The organism is Kordiimonas aquimaris (assembly GCF_025574485.1).
In the GTDB taxonomy this organism is placed as follows: domain Bacteria; phylum Pseudomonadota; class Alphaproteobacteria; order Sphingomonadales; family Kordiimonadaceae; genus Kordiimonas; species Kordiimonas aquimaris.
Genome location: NZ_JAOBPO010000006.1, coordinates 134,055 through 148,794, shown reverse-complemented (window position 1 = coordinate 148,794; position 14,740 = coordinate 134,055). Strand labels below are relative to the sequence as shown.

The 14,740-nt window shown below is 44.9% G+C and carries 11 protein-coding genes; 4 read left to right on the top strand and 7 right to left on the bottom strand.

Annotated elements, in window-relative coordinates:
• Positions 1-143: 143 nt before the first annotated feature.
• Positions 144-683, top strand: a complete 540-nt coding sequence (locus tag OEU88_RS16355; RefSeq protein ID WP_262696286.1) for an outer membrane protein — start codon at positions 144-146, stop codon at positions 681-683.
• A 110-nt stretch (positions 684-793) separates the two neighbouring features.
• Here the strand turns inward: OEU88_RS16355 and OEU88_RS16350 are convergent, their stop codons facing one another.
• Complete coding sequence (locus OEU88_RS16350; RefSeq protein WP_262696285.1) at positions 794-1,426, bottom strand: DsbA family oxidoreductase; 633 nt, start codon at positions 1,424-1,426, stop codon at positions 794-796.
• Between the two features lie 174 nt (positions 1,427-1,600).
• Here OEU88_RS16350 and moaA point away from each other — a divergent pair, with 174 nt between their 5' ends.
• Entirely contained in the window at positions 1,601-2,629 is a 1,029-nt protein-coding gene (moaA, locus tag OEU88_RS16345; protein WP_262696284.1) for a GTP 3',8-cyclase MoaA, read from the top strand.
• An 82-nt stretch (positions 2,630-2,711) separates the two neighbouring features.
• On the top strand, positions 2,712-3,470 hold the full coding sequence (locus OEU88_RS16340) for an NAD kinase (RefSeq protein WP_262696283.1): 759 nt from the start codon (positions 2,712-2,714) through the stop codon (positions 3,468-3,470).
• A gap of 86 nt (positions 3,471-3,556) precedes the next feature.
• Here the strand turns inward: OEU88_RS16340 and OEU88_RS16335 are convergent, their stop codons facing one another.
• The 5 genes from OEU88_RS16335 to flgK form a co-directional block, all read right to left on the bottom strand.
• Complete coding sequence (locus OEU88_RS16335) at positions 3,557-5,260, bottom strand: PAS domain-containing sensor histidine kinase (protein ID WP_262696282.1); 1,704 nt, start codon at positions 5,258-5,260, stop codon at positions 3,557-3,559.
• 86 nt (positions 5,261-5,346) lie between these two features.
• Positions 5,347-6,465 (bottom strand): DUF2336 domain-containing protein, encoded by a 1,119-nt coding sequence (locus OEU88_RS16330; protein ID WP_262696281.1) that lies wholly within the window; start codon positions 6,463-6,465, stop codon positions 5,347-5,349.
• A 283-nt stretch (positions 6,466-6,748) separates the two neighbouring features.
• Positions 6,749-7,246, bottom strand: coding sequence for a flavin reductase family protein (locus tag OEU88_RS16325; protein ID WP_262696280.1), 498 nt, complete (start codon positions 7,244-7,246; stop codon positions 6,749-6,751).
• A 105-nt stretch (positions 7,247-7,351) separates the two neighbouring features.
• Positions 7,352-8,281 carry a flagellin gene (locus OEU88_RS16320; RefSeq protein ID WP_262696279.1) on the bottom strand — a complete coding sequence of 310 codons (930 nt, stop codon included), beginning with the start codon at positions 8,279-8,281 and terminating at the stop codon, positions 7,352-7,354.
• Positions 8,282-8,292: 11 nt separating this feature from the next.
• The gene (flgK, locus tag OEU88_RS16315) at positions 8,293-10,410 is read right to left on the bottom strand and encodes a flagellar hook-associated protein FlgK (protein WP_262696278.1); all 2,118 of its coding nucleotides are present in this window, start codon (positions 10,408-10,410) and stop codon (positions 8,293-8,295) included.
• A gap of 373 nt (positions 10,411-10,783) precedes the next feature.
• Here flgK and OEU88_RS16310 point away from each other — a divergent pair, with 373 nt between their 5' ends.
• Positions 10,784-11,311 carry a S24 family peptidase gene (locus tag OEU88_RS16310; RefSeq protein WP_262696277.1) on the top strand — a complete coding sequence of 176 codons (528 nt, stop codon included), beginning with the start codon at positions 10,784-10,786 and terminating at the stop codon, positions 11,309-11,311.
• A 24-nt stretch (positions 11,312-11,335) separates the two neighbouring features.
• Here OEU88_RS16310 and OEU88_RS16305 read toward each other — a convergent pair whose 3' ends face one another.
• Positions 11,336-14,548, bottom strand: coding sequence for a bifunctional cytochrome P450/NADPH--P450 reductase (locus tag OEU88_RS16305; protein ID WP_262696276.1), 3,213 nt, complete (start codon positions 14,546-14,548; stop codon positions 11,336-11,338).
• Positions 14,549-14,740 lie beyond the last annotated feature (192 nt).

Genomic DNA, 14,740 nt, shown 5'->3' with positions numbered 1-14,740 from the left:
CCCTAATTGCCATAAACCGCCTTAATTATTCTCTTTGTTGCCACTTATTGCTCGTTTCTCCGCCTAAATTGTTTTGCATCTTCTCCCTGTCTCGCGCACAGCCAAACAGGGCGCCGCGAACTATAGATATTCTGGAGGACGAAATGAAAAATACGACTATAACGACAGCAATTGCAGCAACACTGCTTTTCTCAGGAGCAGCATTTGCTCAAGACACTAAACATTTTGATGGCTTGTACGGTGGTATTGAAGCCGGTGTTGACTGGACAAAACTAGCAACAGACGTAAAGCGCGATCGCAGCCTGTACTACGGCGGTGTTATTGGCTTGCGCACACAGATGGATAACGGGTTCGTTTTTGGTGCCGAAGGTACGTTTGGTGATAGTGCTTACAAAAATCGCGCACTAGGCATTGCTACAGATTACGAATGGAGCGCATCTTTATTGATGGGCTCAACATTCGGCGATGGCGCAAATCTATTATACGGTAAAGCAGGTTATGTAGAAACGCGCTTCGACCCTACAGTCGGCAACAGTTTCAATGATGGTGGCTGGCGTTTTGGCGGCGGATATGAGCGTGCATTAAACGATAACCTTAGCCTTCGTTTGTCAGGCGACTACACCACATACGGCAACAATGTTGGACAGTGGCAATCTAAAGCAGGTTTATTGGTTAAATTCTAACCACAGACTGAACGATGGGAATAATTGTTACGAGTAACCCAGTTCGTCGAGGAAAGATAAACTATTAATCATATACGGTGGGGTGATTGCAAAATCATCCCACCAGCACTTTATGCGGCTTCTGCCTGTATCTTATCAATAACCTGTACCAATACCGAAGCATCTTGTGCACCTGAAACCCCAGCTTTGTTATTGAAAATATACATCGGAACGCCTTGAATACCCATTTGATGCGCTTGCTGCACTTCAGCGGATATCAGATCTTTATCTTTATCACTGGCCAGCAGGTCTCTGACGAGCTCTCCGTCCATACCAGCTTTGCTTGCAATGCTGACAAGAAGGTCATGATCTCCAATAAACCTACTTTCTTCAAAATAAGCGACCATAAGGCCTTCAATAACCTCACTTTGCAATCCGGGACTCATTGCCCATTTGATTAAACGGTGTGCATCCAATGTGTTAGCAATTAAACACTGGCTTTCGAAATCAAAGTTGATCCCAAGCTTTTCACCCGTTTCCAGCAAGTGTTTACGCATAGTAGCAAGCTGCGGGTTATCACCGAACTTGCGCTTATAATGCGCCGCTCGGTCCACACCTTCAACAGGTGTTTCTGCTGAAAGCTGGTATGGACGCCAGCGAACCGCTGTAACAATATTTGGTCGTGCTGCTAACGCTTTTTCAAGCTGTCTTTTACCCACAAAACACCATGGGCACACAACATCAATAACAACATCCAATTCCATTAGCTTCCCCTATTACTCGAATAGCACACAGTACCAGTATAATAGTTGCTAACATTAGACACGGCATAATAACAAATACAATGCATACAACATACACATGTTTGTTATCGCACAGTAGATACAATTCATCGTTAGAGCCTTGACCTTTTAAGAGTTAAGGCCGACATTGCTCATATGAATAATTCACACCAAAAAGATGGCCTTCACAGTCAACTTACGGATCAATTTGGACGTAAGATCAGCTACTTACGCCTTTCTGTAACAGATCGGTGTGATTTGCGCTGCCGGTATTGCATGGCAGAAGACATGGTTTTCCTGCCAAAGCACGACGTATTGTCTTTGGAAGAAATGTACACACTCAGTCGTGCATTTATTGACAGAGGTGTACGGCGCATCCGACTAACCGGCGGGGAGCCTCTGGTTCGTAAGAATATACTCTGGTTGGTTAAAGCACTTGGTCAAGAAATCGAGAATGGGCGGCTAGATGAAGTAACCCTTACAACTAATGGAACGCAACTACCTCTACTTGCTCAGCCATTATACGATGCTGGTGTAAGGCGAATAAATGTATCCCTTGATACACTTGACCCAGAGCAATTTGAAGCCATCAGTCGGCGCGATAAATTACAAACGGTTCTAGACGGCATCACTGCTGCCAAGGCAGCAGGTATTAAAGTCAAAATCAACACCGTTGCCATGAAGCATTTCAATGAAGATGAAATTCCTGAGCTTGTTAATTGGGCAACAAATAATAATAACGACATTACACTAATTGAAACGATGCCTCTCGGTGATGTTTCGGATGCACGCGAAAATAACTACCTTCCACTGACAGACGTTAAAACCAAATTAGATCAAGCGTTTAATCTTACACCAACACTTTATCGCACAGGTGGCCCTGCCCGTTATTTTGAGGTCGGCAACACCGGAGCCCGCTTGGGTCTGATAACGCCGCTCACTAACAATTTTTGCGATGGCTGCAACCGAGTACGCGTTACATGTACTGGCCGTATTTATATGTGTTTGGGTCAAGATGATCATGTTGACCTAAGAGCCGCCCTCCGCAGCAATGACCCTGAAATTCTACTTGGGCAAGCACTCGATAAAGCTATGGGTTTAAAGCCGCGTGGACATGATTTTGCCATGAGTAATGGCAGAATGATTGGCAAGGTTAACCGCCACATGAGTCAAACCGGCGGCTAAATCAATAATTCACCCTCAATTTTGCATTCCCATGCATCTGATATATGTTACCATTGTGGTCAACCGAGGGAAGCGGTAAAATATGAAAATTGCTATCATAGCCAGTGAATTTGGCGACGCCGCAAACGCTGCTAAAGCACTGAAAAAAAACATAAAATCAGTAAGCGTTAAAGAAGCAGATGTTATTGTCGCCCTTGGTGGTGATGGCTTTATGCTGCAAACCCTTCATACATATATGGACTATGAAAAACCGATTTTCGGTATGAATAAGGGAACCGTCGGTTTTCTAATGAATGCCTTCAACGAAGACAGCTTAATGGAGCGCATTTTAGGCGCTGACACATACACGCTTCACCCTTTGAGAATGCGCGCAACACGCTGTGATGGTGAGGTTGTTGAACATTTGGCAATTAATGAAGTTTCCTTACTACGTGAAACACGACAAGCGGCCCATCTACAAGTAGCGATCGACGGACGCATTCGCTTACCTGAACTAATCGGCGACGGTGTACTAGTTGCCACACCTGCAGGGAGCACGGCATATAATTTATCGGCGCATGGGCCTATTATACCTTTGGGTGCAGACCTGTTGGCATTAACACCTTTATCAGCGTTTCGCCCGCGACGATGGCGTGGTGCATTGTTACCGCAACATGTGAAAGTTGAAGTCACAGTAAATCAACCACAAAAGCGACCAGTTTCAGCTGTGGCTGATATGCATGAAGTGCGCGATGTGCGCCATGTACAAATTGAGGAAGCACCGGATCGTCGCTTGCTTGTGATGTTTGATGCAGAACATACATTAGCAGAACGCATTTTTACCGAACAATTTATGTACTGATGCACCACCGCAGCTATGACATGTAAATCAATAGGCCTCCACGCCGAAACGCAGAGACCTATCGCCCGTCCCTTTTCGGGATTTATCTAGATAAAATCATCATTACTATGTTCGCCGGTTGCCAGCGGCATCGTAAAGGTGAAACGACTACCTTCACCAACAACACTGTGAAGTGTCAGATCGCCATTCATCTTTCTCGCAAGCTCGCGAGAGATATGTAGCCCTAAACCTGTGCCTTCTTGCTGCCGTGAGTATATGTGCGTGGTAACTTGATGAAACTTTTCAAATACCTTTGCCTGATGTTCTGCAGAAATACCAACACCTTTGTCCCAAACAGTCAGGCTGATATTCTTGTCAGTTAACTGGCTGATTTCCAAGCCAATTTCACCGCCTTCAGGCGTAAATTTAACTGCATTTGAAAGCAAATTAACAAGAATTTGCGTAGCACGACGGTCGTCTACAAGTACACTTACATCACTTTTTAGAAACAAAGAGTCTGTTTTCAAACCTTTGATACGAGCAGCTTCTAAATTCATATTAACTGCTTTTTTAATCAATGGCTCTAATGACACTTCGTCGAACTGTAATGAAAGCCCGCCACTTTCAATAACTGCAACATCAAGGATGTCATTAATCAAACCCAGCAAATGATGACCAGAACTTCCAATATCACTAGCATACTCAATATATGCGTCATCAAGCTGACCGAACGTTTGCTGCTGAAATGCTTCGGCAAAGCCAATAATTGCATTTAGAGGCGTTCTTAGTTCATGGCTCATGGCGGCAAGAAATTCATTTTTTGCCCGCAAAGCAGTAGTTGCCTGTTCTGTAGCAACATCAAGCGCAATATTTTTACGTGTTAGCTCGGCCAAAAGTGATTCAAGATTATTATGAACAGCGCGACGCTCATCTGCTTGAGTGTATCTGGCAGTCACATCCATTCCAACGCCGCGGTACCCCTCAAATGAACCATCATGGCGTTTAAAAACAGGCACACCAGAAAGATGAAACTTTAATTCTGTACCGGAAGGGTCCTCAACAACAAATAGTTGTTCCCTGAACGGTTTTCTTGCATTGAATGCATGCCGAGACTCAAACTTTCCGTCGAGGTTTTCTTCAAAACGACCAAATTGTTCAAATTTCGAGCCAATAAACAGTGATGCAGGCTGGCCTACAATTGCGGTAAACCGTTCGGACAAAGATCGAATACGAAGATCCGCATCGCATTCAAAAAACCAATCGGAACTAGCCCTTGCAAAGTCTTGAAATTGAGCTTGCGTTTTATTAGCCGCTTCTATGCCACGGATTTGCGCAGTAACGTCTTCATACGTTCCTGCAACGGCAACCACCTCTTTACGCTCGTTGCGTACAGGCATGTGCCGCCCAAGAAAAACCCGTTCTCGTCCATTAATATTAACTATTTCTTCTGCGCGAACCGTAGTATCGCTAGCAAGCACATCAGCTATCACAGGTTTGAGTGATGGTACTTGATATTTACCGACGCAGTCTGCTGCGCCCGGAGATAAAGCGGTATCACCGAGCGAAGCATCAACTTTACTGTAATATTCATTTATGTGAATCACTGTCCCATCTAATGCAGCAGCATAAAAAGGCAGTGTTTCATCAACTAAAATATTGGCTAAAATACCTAATATTTGTTCGTTAGCGGGCAATGGATATTGCCCTTCACGTGCAAAAGTCGTGTTGAAAGATTCGCTTTCACCACTTGCTTTTACTCTGCGTCCCGAAAGATCAACAACCTTAAGGTTTTCCCGTGATCTTTTCACCATTTTCGACCTCCCTCAGCGGAAACAACTACCCAATTTACATTGCTTCCAGTATTCGCTGTCCCCTGTAATCAATTACCAATTGGCAATCACCCAACTTTATCCAGCTCCTCAATAGCTTGCTGATACGCGCTGTCTCGCTGCCAAACCTGCAGTGCTCCACGCGCATTTTCCTCGGACGTTGCATCAAACAGTTCCAAGATACCCTTAATCACACCAGGTGCCATGGCTGTTCCACCTTCGCGCGCCTGAACAACAAGCAGAAATATATTAGTGAACTGGTTTCGATCAACGCCAACAGCTTTCGCAAGAATGGCAAAGCTTTCGCCGCCTTTGTCTGAAAATATGCGCCAAGCTGTCTTAAAATTGATACCGCCAAGTTCTCCCATGCCAGCAACAAAAACAGCAATACGCTGTTGTCGTAGTGCGTTCAAAAGAAATTGCACTGAAAGCTCACCATTCTCAGACATACGCCTAACAAGACGCTGTGCTTTAATGTAGGTACCTTGTTCATCATTCTGATCGATCATAGCTACACCAGCGGCACGTTTTATAGCATGCTCAAAAATCACGGGATCAACTTCAAAGTCCGCCAGAATTTTTTTACGTAAAGCGGCAGAAACCCACCAGTACATCCGATATGCTAAATCACCAGGCAAATCAGAACGGCGTAGCAATGGTTCCTGAAAACGATCAACACGGCGCGATTCAGCAACCAGATATTCCATCGCTCGCTTATTTAGTTGTGCATCATGATTATTGAGAAGCGCCTCGACAACATCTTCATTACCAAATTCCACAAGCGCGTTACTCACTGGCTCAGAAACCTGTTCACGCATGGTTATTGCTATACGGTGTTCATCCGTACGCATACGGATAATCTCGATAAGGTCTTTATCCTTTAGCAGGTTACTGCGCTCAAGCAATGGACGCGCTATTTCCACACTATCCGATGCTAACTGCTTCGCAATTTCCGGTAAATCAATCCCGCCAGACGCAAGAGCATGCGAAAGCTCTTTCTTAATATCAGCTTCAACTTGAGAGACCAACTTGCCTAAGATGTCCGACATCAGTGCGCGCTCATGCTCACTCAAGCGGCCTTCATCTGTTAAAAATAGATCGGTAATATTCTCTACAAGACGCGAACGTGCATCCGTGGACTTATCACGGGCCAAAAGCAACAATTCCTGAAGCTCTTTACTGACCAATCGACCTCTCCGTGAATCAATAACCAAGTCAAAATTCGACTTTTGGCTATAAATTACCACCAAAATACTTAATACAACTTAAACAATACAGATTCAGGACAGAGAATCAATACCTTAGCAAAATCAGGCTTTTTAGGACTCCATTAAAGTTGTACAAAAAAGCACCAGAAACACAACATATCGAATCGAGTTGATTCACAGAGTCAACATATTGCGATTCGTCATGGCTTTATTTTATTCAATTAAATTAGGCAGAAAATTGTAATCGTAATTTATACACGGTTTATAGCGGACTTAATGTCGTCCATGTCCCATCTGCATAACAAAGCGGGCTAGCCTCAGCATCACCTGAAGTATGTACCGCGCGAATGTTGCCAATGACAATACAGTGGCTTCCAACATTCATTGTGTCTTCTACATCGCAGTCAAATGACGCTAAAGCGTTTTTCAGTAAGGGCGCACCTGTCACATCAGTCATCCAGGCACCTTTTTCAAAACGATCTGTTTCAGACAGGTTCGTCATACCGGCAAATTGCATTGCTAATTCTTTGTGCTGCATAGACAGTATGCTCACACCAAGCGTACGCCCACGTATAATAGTTTCATATGTCACCCCTGCCCGGTTCACACACACTAGAATACGCGGTGGCTCTGCTGACAATGAAGTCACCGCAGTAGCTGTCAGACCTGCCTTAACAGAACCATCCGTTGTGGTAACAATGTTGACCGCACCCGCTAGGCGGCGCATGCCTTTTTTAAATTCATCGGCTGAGATGGACACGTGTGTTCCCTAGACCAGTTAGACCTTCTGCAAAACAGAAACGCCAATGTAGTCTCGCCAGAAGCAAAAGCAATGAGTTTTGTGCGTATACAGGGAAAACCAAACTTAGAGGAAACGTAAAAGCGTCAGTTGATTTAAAGAACTGATCGCCTGGAAAGATGCCTCTAGCGCAACCTGATCATTGTTCAAGCGCGTCACAGCCTCCGCAATATTAACGTCTTCCTGGTCTGCAATAAACGTTTCCAGAAATACAACAGAGTCTGCGTGTTGCTCGTCAACAACCTCGAGGCGCTCAAATGATAACCCATTTGAAACCTGGTCAAGCCGCAACTCTTCGATAGTGGAATCCAGACTTTGTAAAGCGTTTTGCAAAAAACTGAACTGGCTTGGGTCAATCTCACCTTGAAATGGTGTTGCTATGTCTTGCCTATGTAAGGCGAGTATCTCATCAAAAAAGCTTGTAGCAACATCACTCGCAAGTAAACCAAACTCAAGGTTTACGCCGTCAGCAATTCTAGCTTCAAAAGCAATTGACGCATTATCAAATGCATCAGCCGTTGAGCCAGCCGCTTCTGTTGTATCCAATTCCGCAAGAGTTGAAACATTAACAGGCACTGTACCTGTCTCAGCACCAGAAAAGAGATATGTACCGTCAATATTAGTATTTAACGAGTTTACACTAAACCGAAAGGTTTGCTCTAACAATTCACCAAACCCTTGCGCATTACCATTTGCCAGTACGGTCTGGATGTTTTCTTTCAGCTCTTCCGCTGCTGTTACAATACCACCTAACTGCACATCATTGGCATTCAGCTTGCCGCGGATCGTATCAATAGTTTGTTGGTACGTTTCAATCCGTGACTTGAAGGAACGAGACCCAAGGATTGTCCCCGTATCACCCGCAAGACCTTTAAAGTCATCAACACGCTTACCGGTAGACACTTGCCGTTGGTCTTCAAAAAGTGCTTGTTGGTTTTGAAATATATTGCGAATTAGAAGCTGTTGCTGTCCAAAACTGGATACCCGACCAACCATAACACGCCTCCTTAAACGGCTGCCAAGAGCGAGTCATAAAGCTCTTGGACACTTGATAAAATTCTAGCGGCAGCGTTGTACGCATTCTGGAATATAACGAGATTGGAAAGCTCCTCATCCAGATTAACCCCTGAAACATCGGAATTGCGCTGAGCAACCTCTTGCTGCAAGGCAAGATTATCTTCCTGAAAATTTTCTGCACGCTGGGCCATAAGACCTGCATTTCCAAGCAACCGGCCGACATACTGCGTCAATGTAACGTTGCCACCACGAAGTTCGCCTGCTTCATTAAATGCAACCAGGGATGTTTCCAGGTTTTGGAGCGCAAGAGCGCCGCGCTGATCACCGCTTGTTAAAGCCGCGTTCGGAGGTGTGGCGCTTGGATCAAAAACACTAAGTGCAAGCCGCGATGGATCTTCAGATACAGCGTCTCTAACACGTACATTCTTTGCCGCATCTGCACGAAAAGTGTCACCAATCCCAAACGCGCGTGTAAAACTCAGTCCAGTACTGGCAATTTGTGTAGAGTCTGAGATTACTCGCAGGGAAACATTTTCGAAACCTGCCTGACCCGTATAAGAAAGCTCACCGTTTGCATCGAGGCTAAAGCTCACATATGCGCCCAATCCTGCCACATTACCAAGATCATTGCTGATCAAATCATTATACGTAACATTCGGGGCACCTGAAATAGTGACGCTTACTGTATCAACTTCAGAGCCATCTGCCCCAACAACTTGCAACGTAATACTTTGACCAGCTGTAATGTTGTGCGCTTCGGTACCAGTTATTCCGGTTTCATAGATACCAGGGTCATCCGCCTCAATTAAATTATTCAGCCCAAAAAAGTGACTAAAACCTCGCCCTGCTCTTTGACTTGCTGTGTTTTCATCATCGTGAATAACAACACCGTGCGAAGAGTCTGACGCGCTAAAACTAAAAACCCCATTATTGAGAGCAAGAGTGCCATCTGTTCCAAGCGCAGTGTTCACTTGAGAAACCAACGCATCAAAATCTGCAGGCGGCGTGCTATCGAAATCAACCTGAACAGATGACTGTGTTACGTTTTGATCATTCACAACGGCAAAGGTTACGACACCAGTAAAGTTTGTAGCATGAGCACCGTCAACCAATGTTGGTTCACCAGTCAGTGTGTTGGGAGGTGGCACAGAAACAAATGCATTCTGATTGGCATTTAACTGATCAGCTAACTGAGCCGCAAACTCACCCACTGTTAAAGACAGATCAACAAGTTGCTTGTCACGCAGATCAAGTAACCCTGCAAGGCGCCCCGACCTAATATGCGAAGAAAGTTCAACAGGTGAAGAAACAGCTGACAGAGTTTGATCATCAACACGGTTAATAGTAACCGGAGGAAACACAGTGTCGGAGTTTACCACACCAGGCGCATTATAGCTCAGTTGAGATAGCGAACTGTCAACAAGCGGATATCCGGACTGTGTGGTCAAGGTAACGGAACCTGTAGAACCTCGGTTGACCCGAACATCAATAAGTTCCGAAACGGCTGACAAAGAGTCGGCTAGCTGCCCCTCCAGCCCGCCGGATTCTTCTGATTGGCGCACGAGCAAAGGGTTAAGGCCGTTTATTCGCTGAAGCTCCGCATTGATTGAATCAACAGTCTGATCAATTTGTTGACTAGCTTCCGAACGTAAATTTTGAATTTGAACCTGTAGCTCGCTTACTTGATCAAGCAAACTTTGCAATTCATTAAGGCTTTGTTGTCTGCGCAAAACATCAGCTGGGTTAAGGGTAAGGTCAGCAATTGAATTAAAAAATTGATCTACACGGGCTGAAAGAGAGCTATCAGAGGCAGGATCGCCCAAAATTCCCTGAAACCGATCATGAAACTCCCGCTGAACAGAGAATTCTTCAGTATTCGAGATAGACGTACGTAAAGCCGTTTCCAGAAACTGGTCAACAACACGCTCAATCGAAGCAATGCTTACTCCCGAAGAAGTGCCTTGAATAACAGCGGCTTCGGTATTTACACGCACACGCGCATAGTTTTCAGTGTTAACATTAGCTACATTGTTTGACGTTACACGGATTGCCTCCTGATTAGTAAACAAGCCCGACAGAGATGTTGAAATAATGCCATTAAGAGACATGAATGATCTCCCTGTTACCAGCAACTGTCATGGAATCTTTTGCCTCTAAAAACAGGAATGATGGAATACTTTTACCTACTCTCTCGTGAAAACAGCAGAAATCACGCAGTGTAAACAAATGCGTTATCTCTAAATATTTCAACAGCTTACATAAAATTATCATATCATTCGTCACTTAAACTTACGCCTTAGCTAGCATTACGTGAGTAATACTAAGCAAAGCGCGTGCCAATGGCAGCACAGGCCGAATTACTATGATTGATACCAACTTTAACTACTGAACAGCTAATTCTCATAAAATATCGGCGAGTGTGTTTTTTAAGTTCAATTCGCTGCATGGTTGTGTATAATGAGAACAAATAGGGAACATATTATGAATAAAAATAAATACACACGCGAAAAGGATAATGCCAACATACTGATTGAGCCTGTACTCTTCGACTGTGTTGGCGCCCAAGGCTCATATCGACACACTAAGAAAAGGCCCATCTCTAGTACACAAGACCTGCCTTTTAGTACCCGAAAATCTTTACCTGTTAGAGGACGTGCACAAGGAGGCAGTGAGGGAAACGTGATAGTGGAAGAAAACCCGATTGATTGGACGTTTCGGCCTGCAGATTTGCAAGGCGTAAATGACGCTTTTGCTGTTTATGTAAGCGGCGCTTCAATGACGCCGAAGTACAAGAATGGAGACCTTATTTACGTCCACCCCTCTCGAGCTGTAGCAAAAGGCCGGTTTGTCTTGGTTGAAACCAAGGAACATAAAGGTTTTATCAAGCAGTTCGTTGCATGGCGTAATGACACATTAATTTTGCAGCAATTTAACCCCAGCAAAGAAATAAGGCTGCCCAAATCAGAAGTACTGCGCGTTATGCTTGCTATTGGTAGTCTGGATTGCTGAACTTAATACCTTTTTAATTTTCAGCTACGTGCCTGCCCAAACATCAAGCACATAGCGCCCCTGCTTTGCAAAATCAGTCATCCACAGGTCTGCCTGCTCAATACTAATGTCTTTTTCTTCAGCACAAATACGTGTGAGCGCTGATTTTACATCAGGCTCCATATTTGCACCATCACCGCAAACATAAATGATGGCGCCCTGCTCTATAAGTTGCCATATTTTACTACCATTTTTTCGAACCAAGTCCTGTACATATACGCGCTCTCCACCGGTTCGGGAAAAGGCTTTGTGTAATTCTATTAAACCGTCTTCATGAGCTTTAGTTAACTCTTCTTTATAGAGAAAATCCTGATCAGGATTACGACAACCAAAGAACAACATGGCATCTCCCATAGAAGCGCCGCTATCCTTAAGAGCTCGTCGCTCCTGGACAAAACCTCTAAACGGAGCAACACCTGTACCGGGGCCAATCATAATAATTGGGCGCAGACAGTCATCTGGCAACCTGAAGTCCGCTGATGGCTCTTTAACTACCGCCTGAATAATATCACCCTCTTTAACATCACGTAGGTAATTGGAGCACACACCTTTATAGGTTCCAGCTCCTGAGTAAGCAGGCCCTTCGACAACACCGACAGTGATGGAGCATCTATTAGCCTTTCCTTTAGGGGATGAAGAGATCGAATAGTACCGCGGTGAAATCCAAGGCACCATTTCCAAGAAAATGGCGAACGGCAATTCACAAGCGGGAAACTCTTCCAAAAGGTCAAGAATTGATTTCCTTTTAAGGAAAACCTCAGCGCGGTATGCATCGACTTCACCGTCACTTGCGGCCGCCATCTCAGACAGTGCTGTTTTGGTTTTAGGGCAACGTGTATGTGAAGCTAATATCTGAACATCTTTACGGCTTGCAACGGCCTGTAACTCTCCACACACCTCAGCCAGACGTTTAACGGAGAAAGTACTTCCTGGCGGGAATGGGCTGCGCCGACCACCACTAACCTCTACACGAATATACGCATCTTCATCAAAACCGAAGCGCGTTAATGCCCGCGAAATAACCGTTGGATCATTCACTGGAACAACACATAAGTGATCGCCAGTCTGATATGTTATTCCTTCAGGTAGCTCGATCTCTATATGACGTGTGGACCGCGCGGAAGGATTAACACCTGTGTGATTTTGCAATTCCGAGTTACTTAAAATTTTCATAGGCATTGCGCCAGCCTGATAAGCAACTGGATTAGCCGTCACACTTTCCGTAATTTCAACCTTATAAAGCGGTTGTGCATCAACGGTTTTACTAAAATCGATATCAAGAGACAGCGCATCACCAACAGCAGGCATCAAATCTTCAATCCATTCGTGGAACTGCTCATCCAACCCTTCACGCGCATCTGCCTCACCGCGCGGCATCAGCCGTTTTGCACCAAATTTTTCCATTCTGTCATCAATTAATCGCGGAATTGTCTGAAATGTGGATGCCCAGTCACGACTGCCACATCCAAACACAGCATATGTGACGCCTTCCGTAATGTTTTTGTCTGCAGCTTCCAGCCACTCAACAAACTGGGTAGCATTGTCAGGTGCTGTACCATTGTAGGAAGCACTAACGATGATAACAGCCCCCTCAGTTGGTAATTTGCCTGCAAAGTCATCCAGCGGAGCCAGTGTAGTCTCGAAACCATTTACATCACCGTCATGCGCTATTTCTCTGGCAAAACCTTCCGCTGTACCTAAATTTGATCCATATAAAATACACAGCGGCGTTCCGTGTTTCGGGCGGCGCACTTCTTCAACATTATTCTTGGTGTCGTTTTCGGTCGTTAAACCGGTACCTCGCACTAAATTTGCCCGTGGCTTTACCTTCATTGCAAAACCGTCTGGCTTCAGTGATAGCGTTTCCTTCACTTTCAGCTGGTAATTCTTGTGATCAAATATTTTAAATCGTTGCAATATTTTACCAACAACCAAGATAGCTTCCTGCAACGCAAACTGACGGCCGATACACGCCCGTTTTCCATTGCCAAAAGGTTTGTATGCATACTCTGGACGAGCAGCCTCTGCTTCACGAGAGAAATTATCTGGATTAAACTCTTCAGCGTTTTCACCCCAAATGGCTTTATCCCGGTGCAGCATCGGGATTAAAACATTGATAAAAGTATTCTTCTTTAATTTGAATGCACCGCCAATAACCTCATCCTCATGAGGCGACAAACTAAAGACAGGCGCTGTTGGCCATAAGCGCAACGCTTCAAGTAAAACAGCACGCACATAATCCAGCTTTCCTATTTGCGCAATCGTGACAGGAGCATCAACCGTGTTGCCCAGCACCTCGTCAACCTCGGCATATGCCTTGGCAAGCACATCTGGGTTTTTCAGCAAATAATAGAAAGTGAATGACAACAGGCCCGAGGTCGTCTCATGCCCTGCAATGAGAAAGGTGTTAATCTGGTAACGAATATTCTCGTCAGACAAGCTTTCGCCTGTGACTTTGTCCACACCAGCCAGCATAAAGTTTAGCAAATCCTTTTGCGCACTATCGCCGCCGTGCCTTCGCTCAAGAACAATATCATCCACCAACTTGTTCATAAAGGAAACATCATCGCCCATTTCTTCAAGCCGTTTACGCAACATAACTTTTTCAAAAGGCAAACCTCGCTGCACCATGCATGTTTCAAGCGTACGATTGAGGGCCCCAATAAAAGGATGAAAATCTTCACGGTAAAAAGAGTTAAAACGATAATCAAACCCGCACAAGCCAACGGTATCCAAGGTTAGCCCAGTCATATCACGAACGACATCAATCTCGTCGTCGGCATTCATACGCTCCCATTTCAGCAGCAATTGGTCCGCAATATCTGCCATCATCGGCAAATAGTCCTCCATTGCTTTCTGGCTGAATGTTGGCATGAGTATGTTATGAGCTTTGGACCAGTTAGGGTCATCGGAATTACCAGTAAACAAACCATCACCACCAACGGCGCGAATACGCTTCAATGGACCACGTACCACCTTGCCAAAACGGCTTTCGTCACATAGTTCCTTTACCAGTTCCGGACCAGAAACGACCACCATCGGCGCGCCCATCATGTCTAGCCAGAATATTGGACCTAAATCGCGCGTAATTTCCATTAGCGCCTGCAATGGCGCATCCGGATCGACCGACAACACATTGCCAATAACAGGGTTTCCATCTGGTTTTGGAATGGGGTGCAAACGGTTTTTTGATGACATCAATAGGCCTCCAGGATGCTAGGCATAACACACAGAAATACACGGTAACACCAGAACTGAATGCTGTATAGGCCTTCACGTTTCCACTAACATTACCTGTCAATGACACTTTGTCTTAGCATGGGAACAACGCACCGCTAAATATTGGCTTGAGGCAATTTATGATGCATAAATTCGTCAACAACCAAAAAA

Bases quoted from the DNA above. Each gene is read 5' to 3' on its own strand.
- OEU88_RS16355 (WP_262696286.1), top strand. From the start codon at position 144: ATGAAAAATACGACTATAACGACAGCAATTGCAGCAACACTGCTTTTC.
- OEU88_RS16350 (WP_262696285.1), bottom strand. From the start codon at position 1,426: ATGGAATTGGATGTTGTTATTGATGTTGTGTGCCCATGGTGTTTTGTG.
- moaA (WP_262696284.1), top strand. From the start codon at position 1,601: ATGAATAATTCACACCAAAAAGATGGCCTTCACAGTCAACTTACGGAT.
- OEU88_RS16340 (WP_262696283.1), top strand. From the start codon at position 2,712: ATGAAAATTGCTATCATAGCCAGTGAATTTGGCGACGCCGCAAACGCT.
- OEU88_RS16335 (WP_262696282.1), bottom strand. From the start codon at position 5,260: ATGGTGAAAAGATCACGGGAAAACCTTAAGGTTGTTGATCTTTCGGGA.
- OEU88_RS16320 (WP_262696279.1), bottom strand. From the start codon at position 8,281: ATGGTTGGTCGGGTATCCAGTTTTGGACAGCAACAGCTTCTAATTCGC.
- flgK (WP_262696278.1), bottom strand. From the start codon at position 10,410: ATGTCTCTTAATGGCATTATTTCAACATCTCTGTCGGGCTTGTTTACT.
- OEU88_RS16310 (WP_262696277.1), top strand. From the start codon at position 10,784: ATGAATAAAAATAAATACACACGCGAAAAGGATAATGCCAACATACTG.
- OEU88_RS16305 (WP_262696276.1), bottom strand. From the start codon at position 14,548: ATGTCATCAAAAAACCGTTTGCACCCCATTCCAAAACCAGATGGAAAC.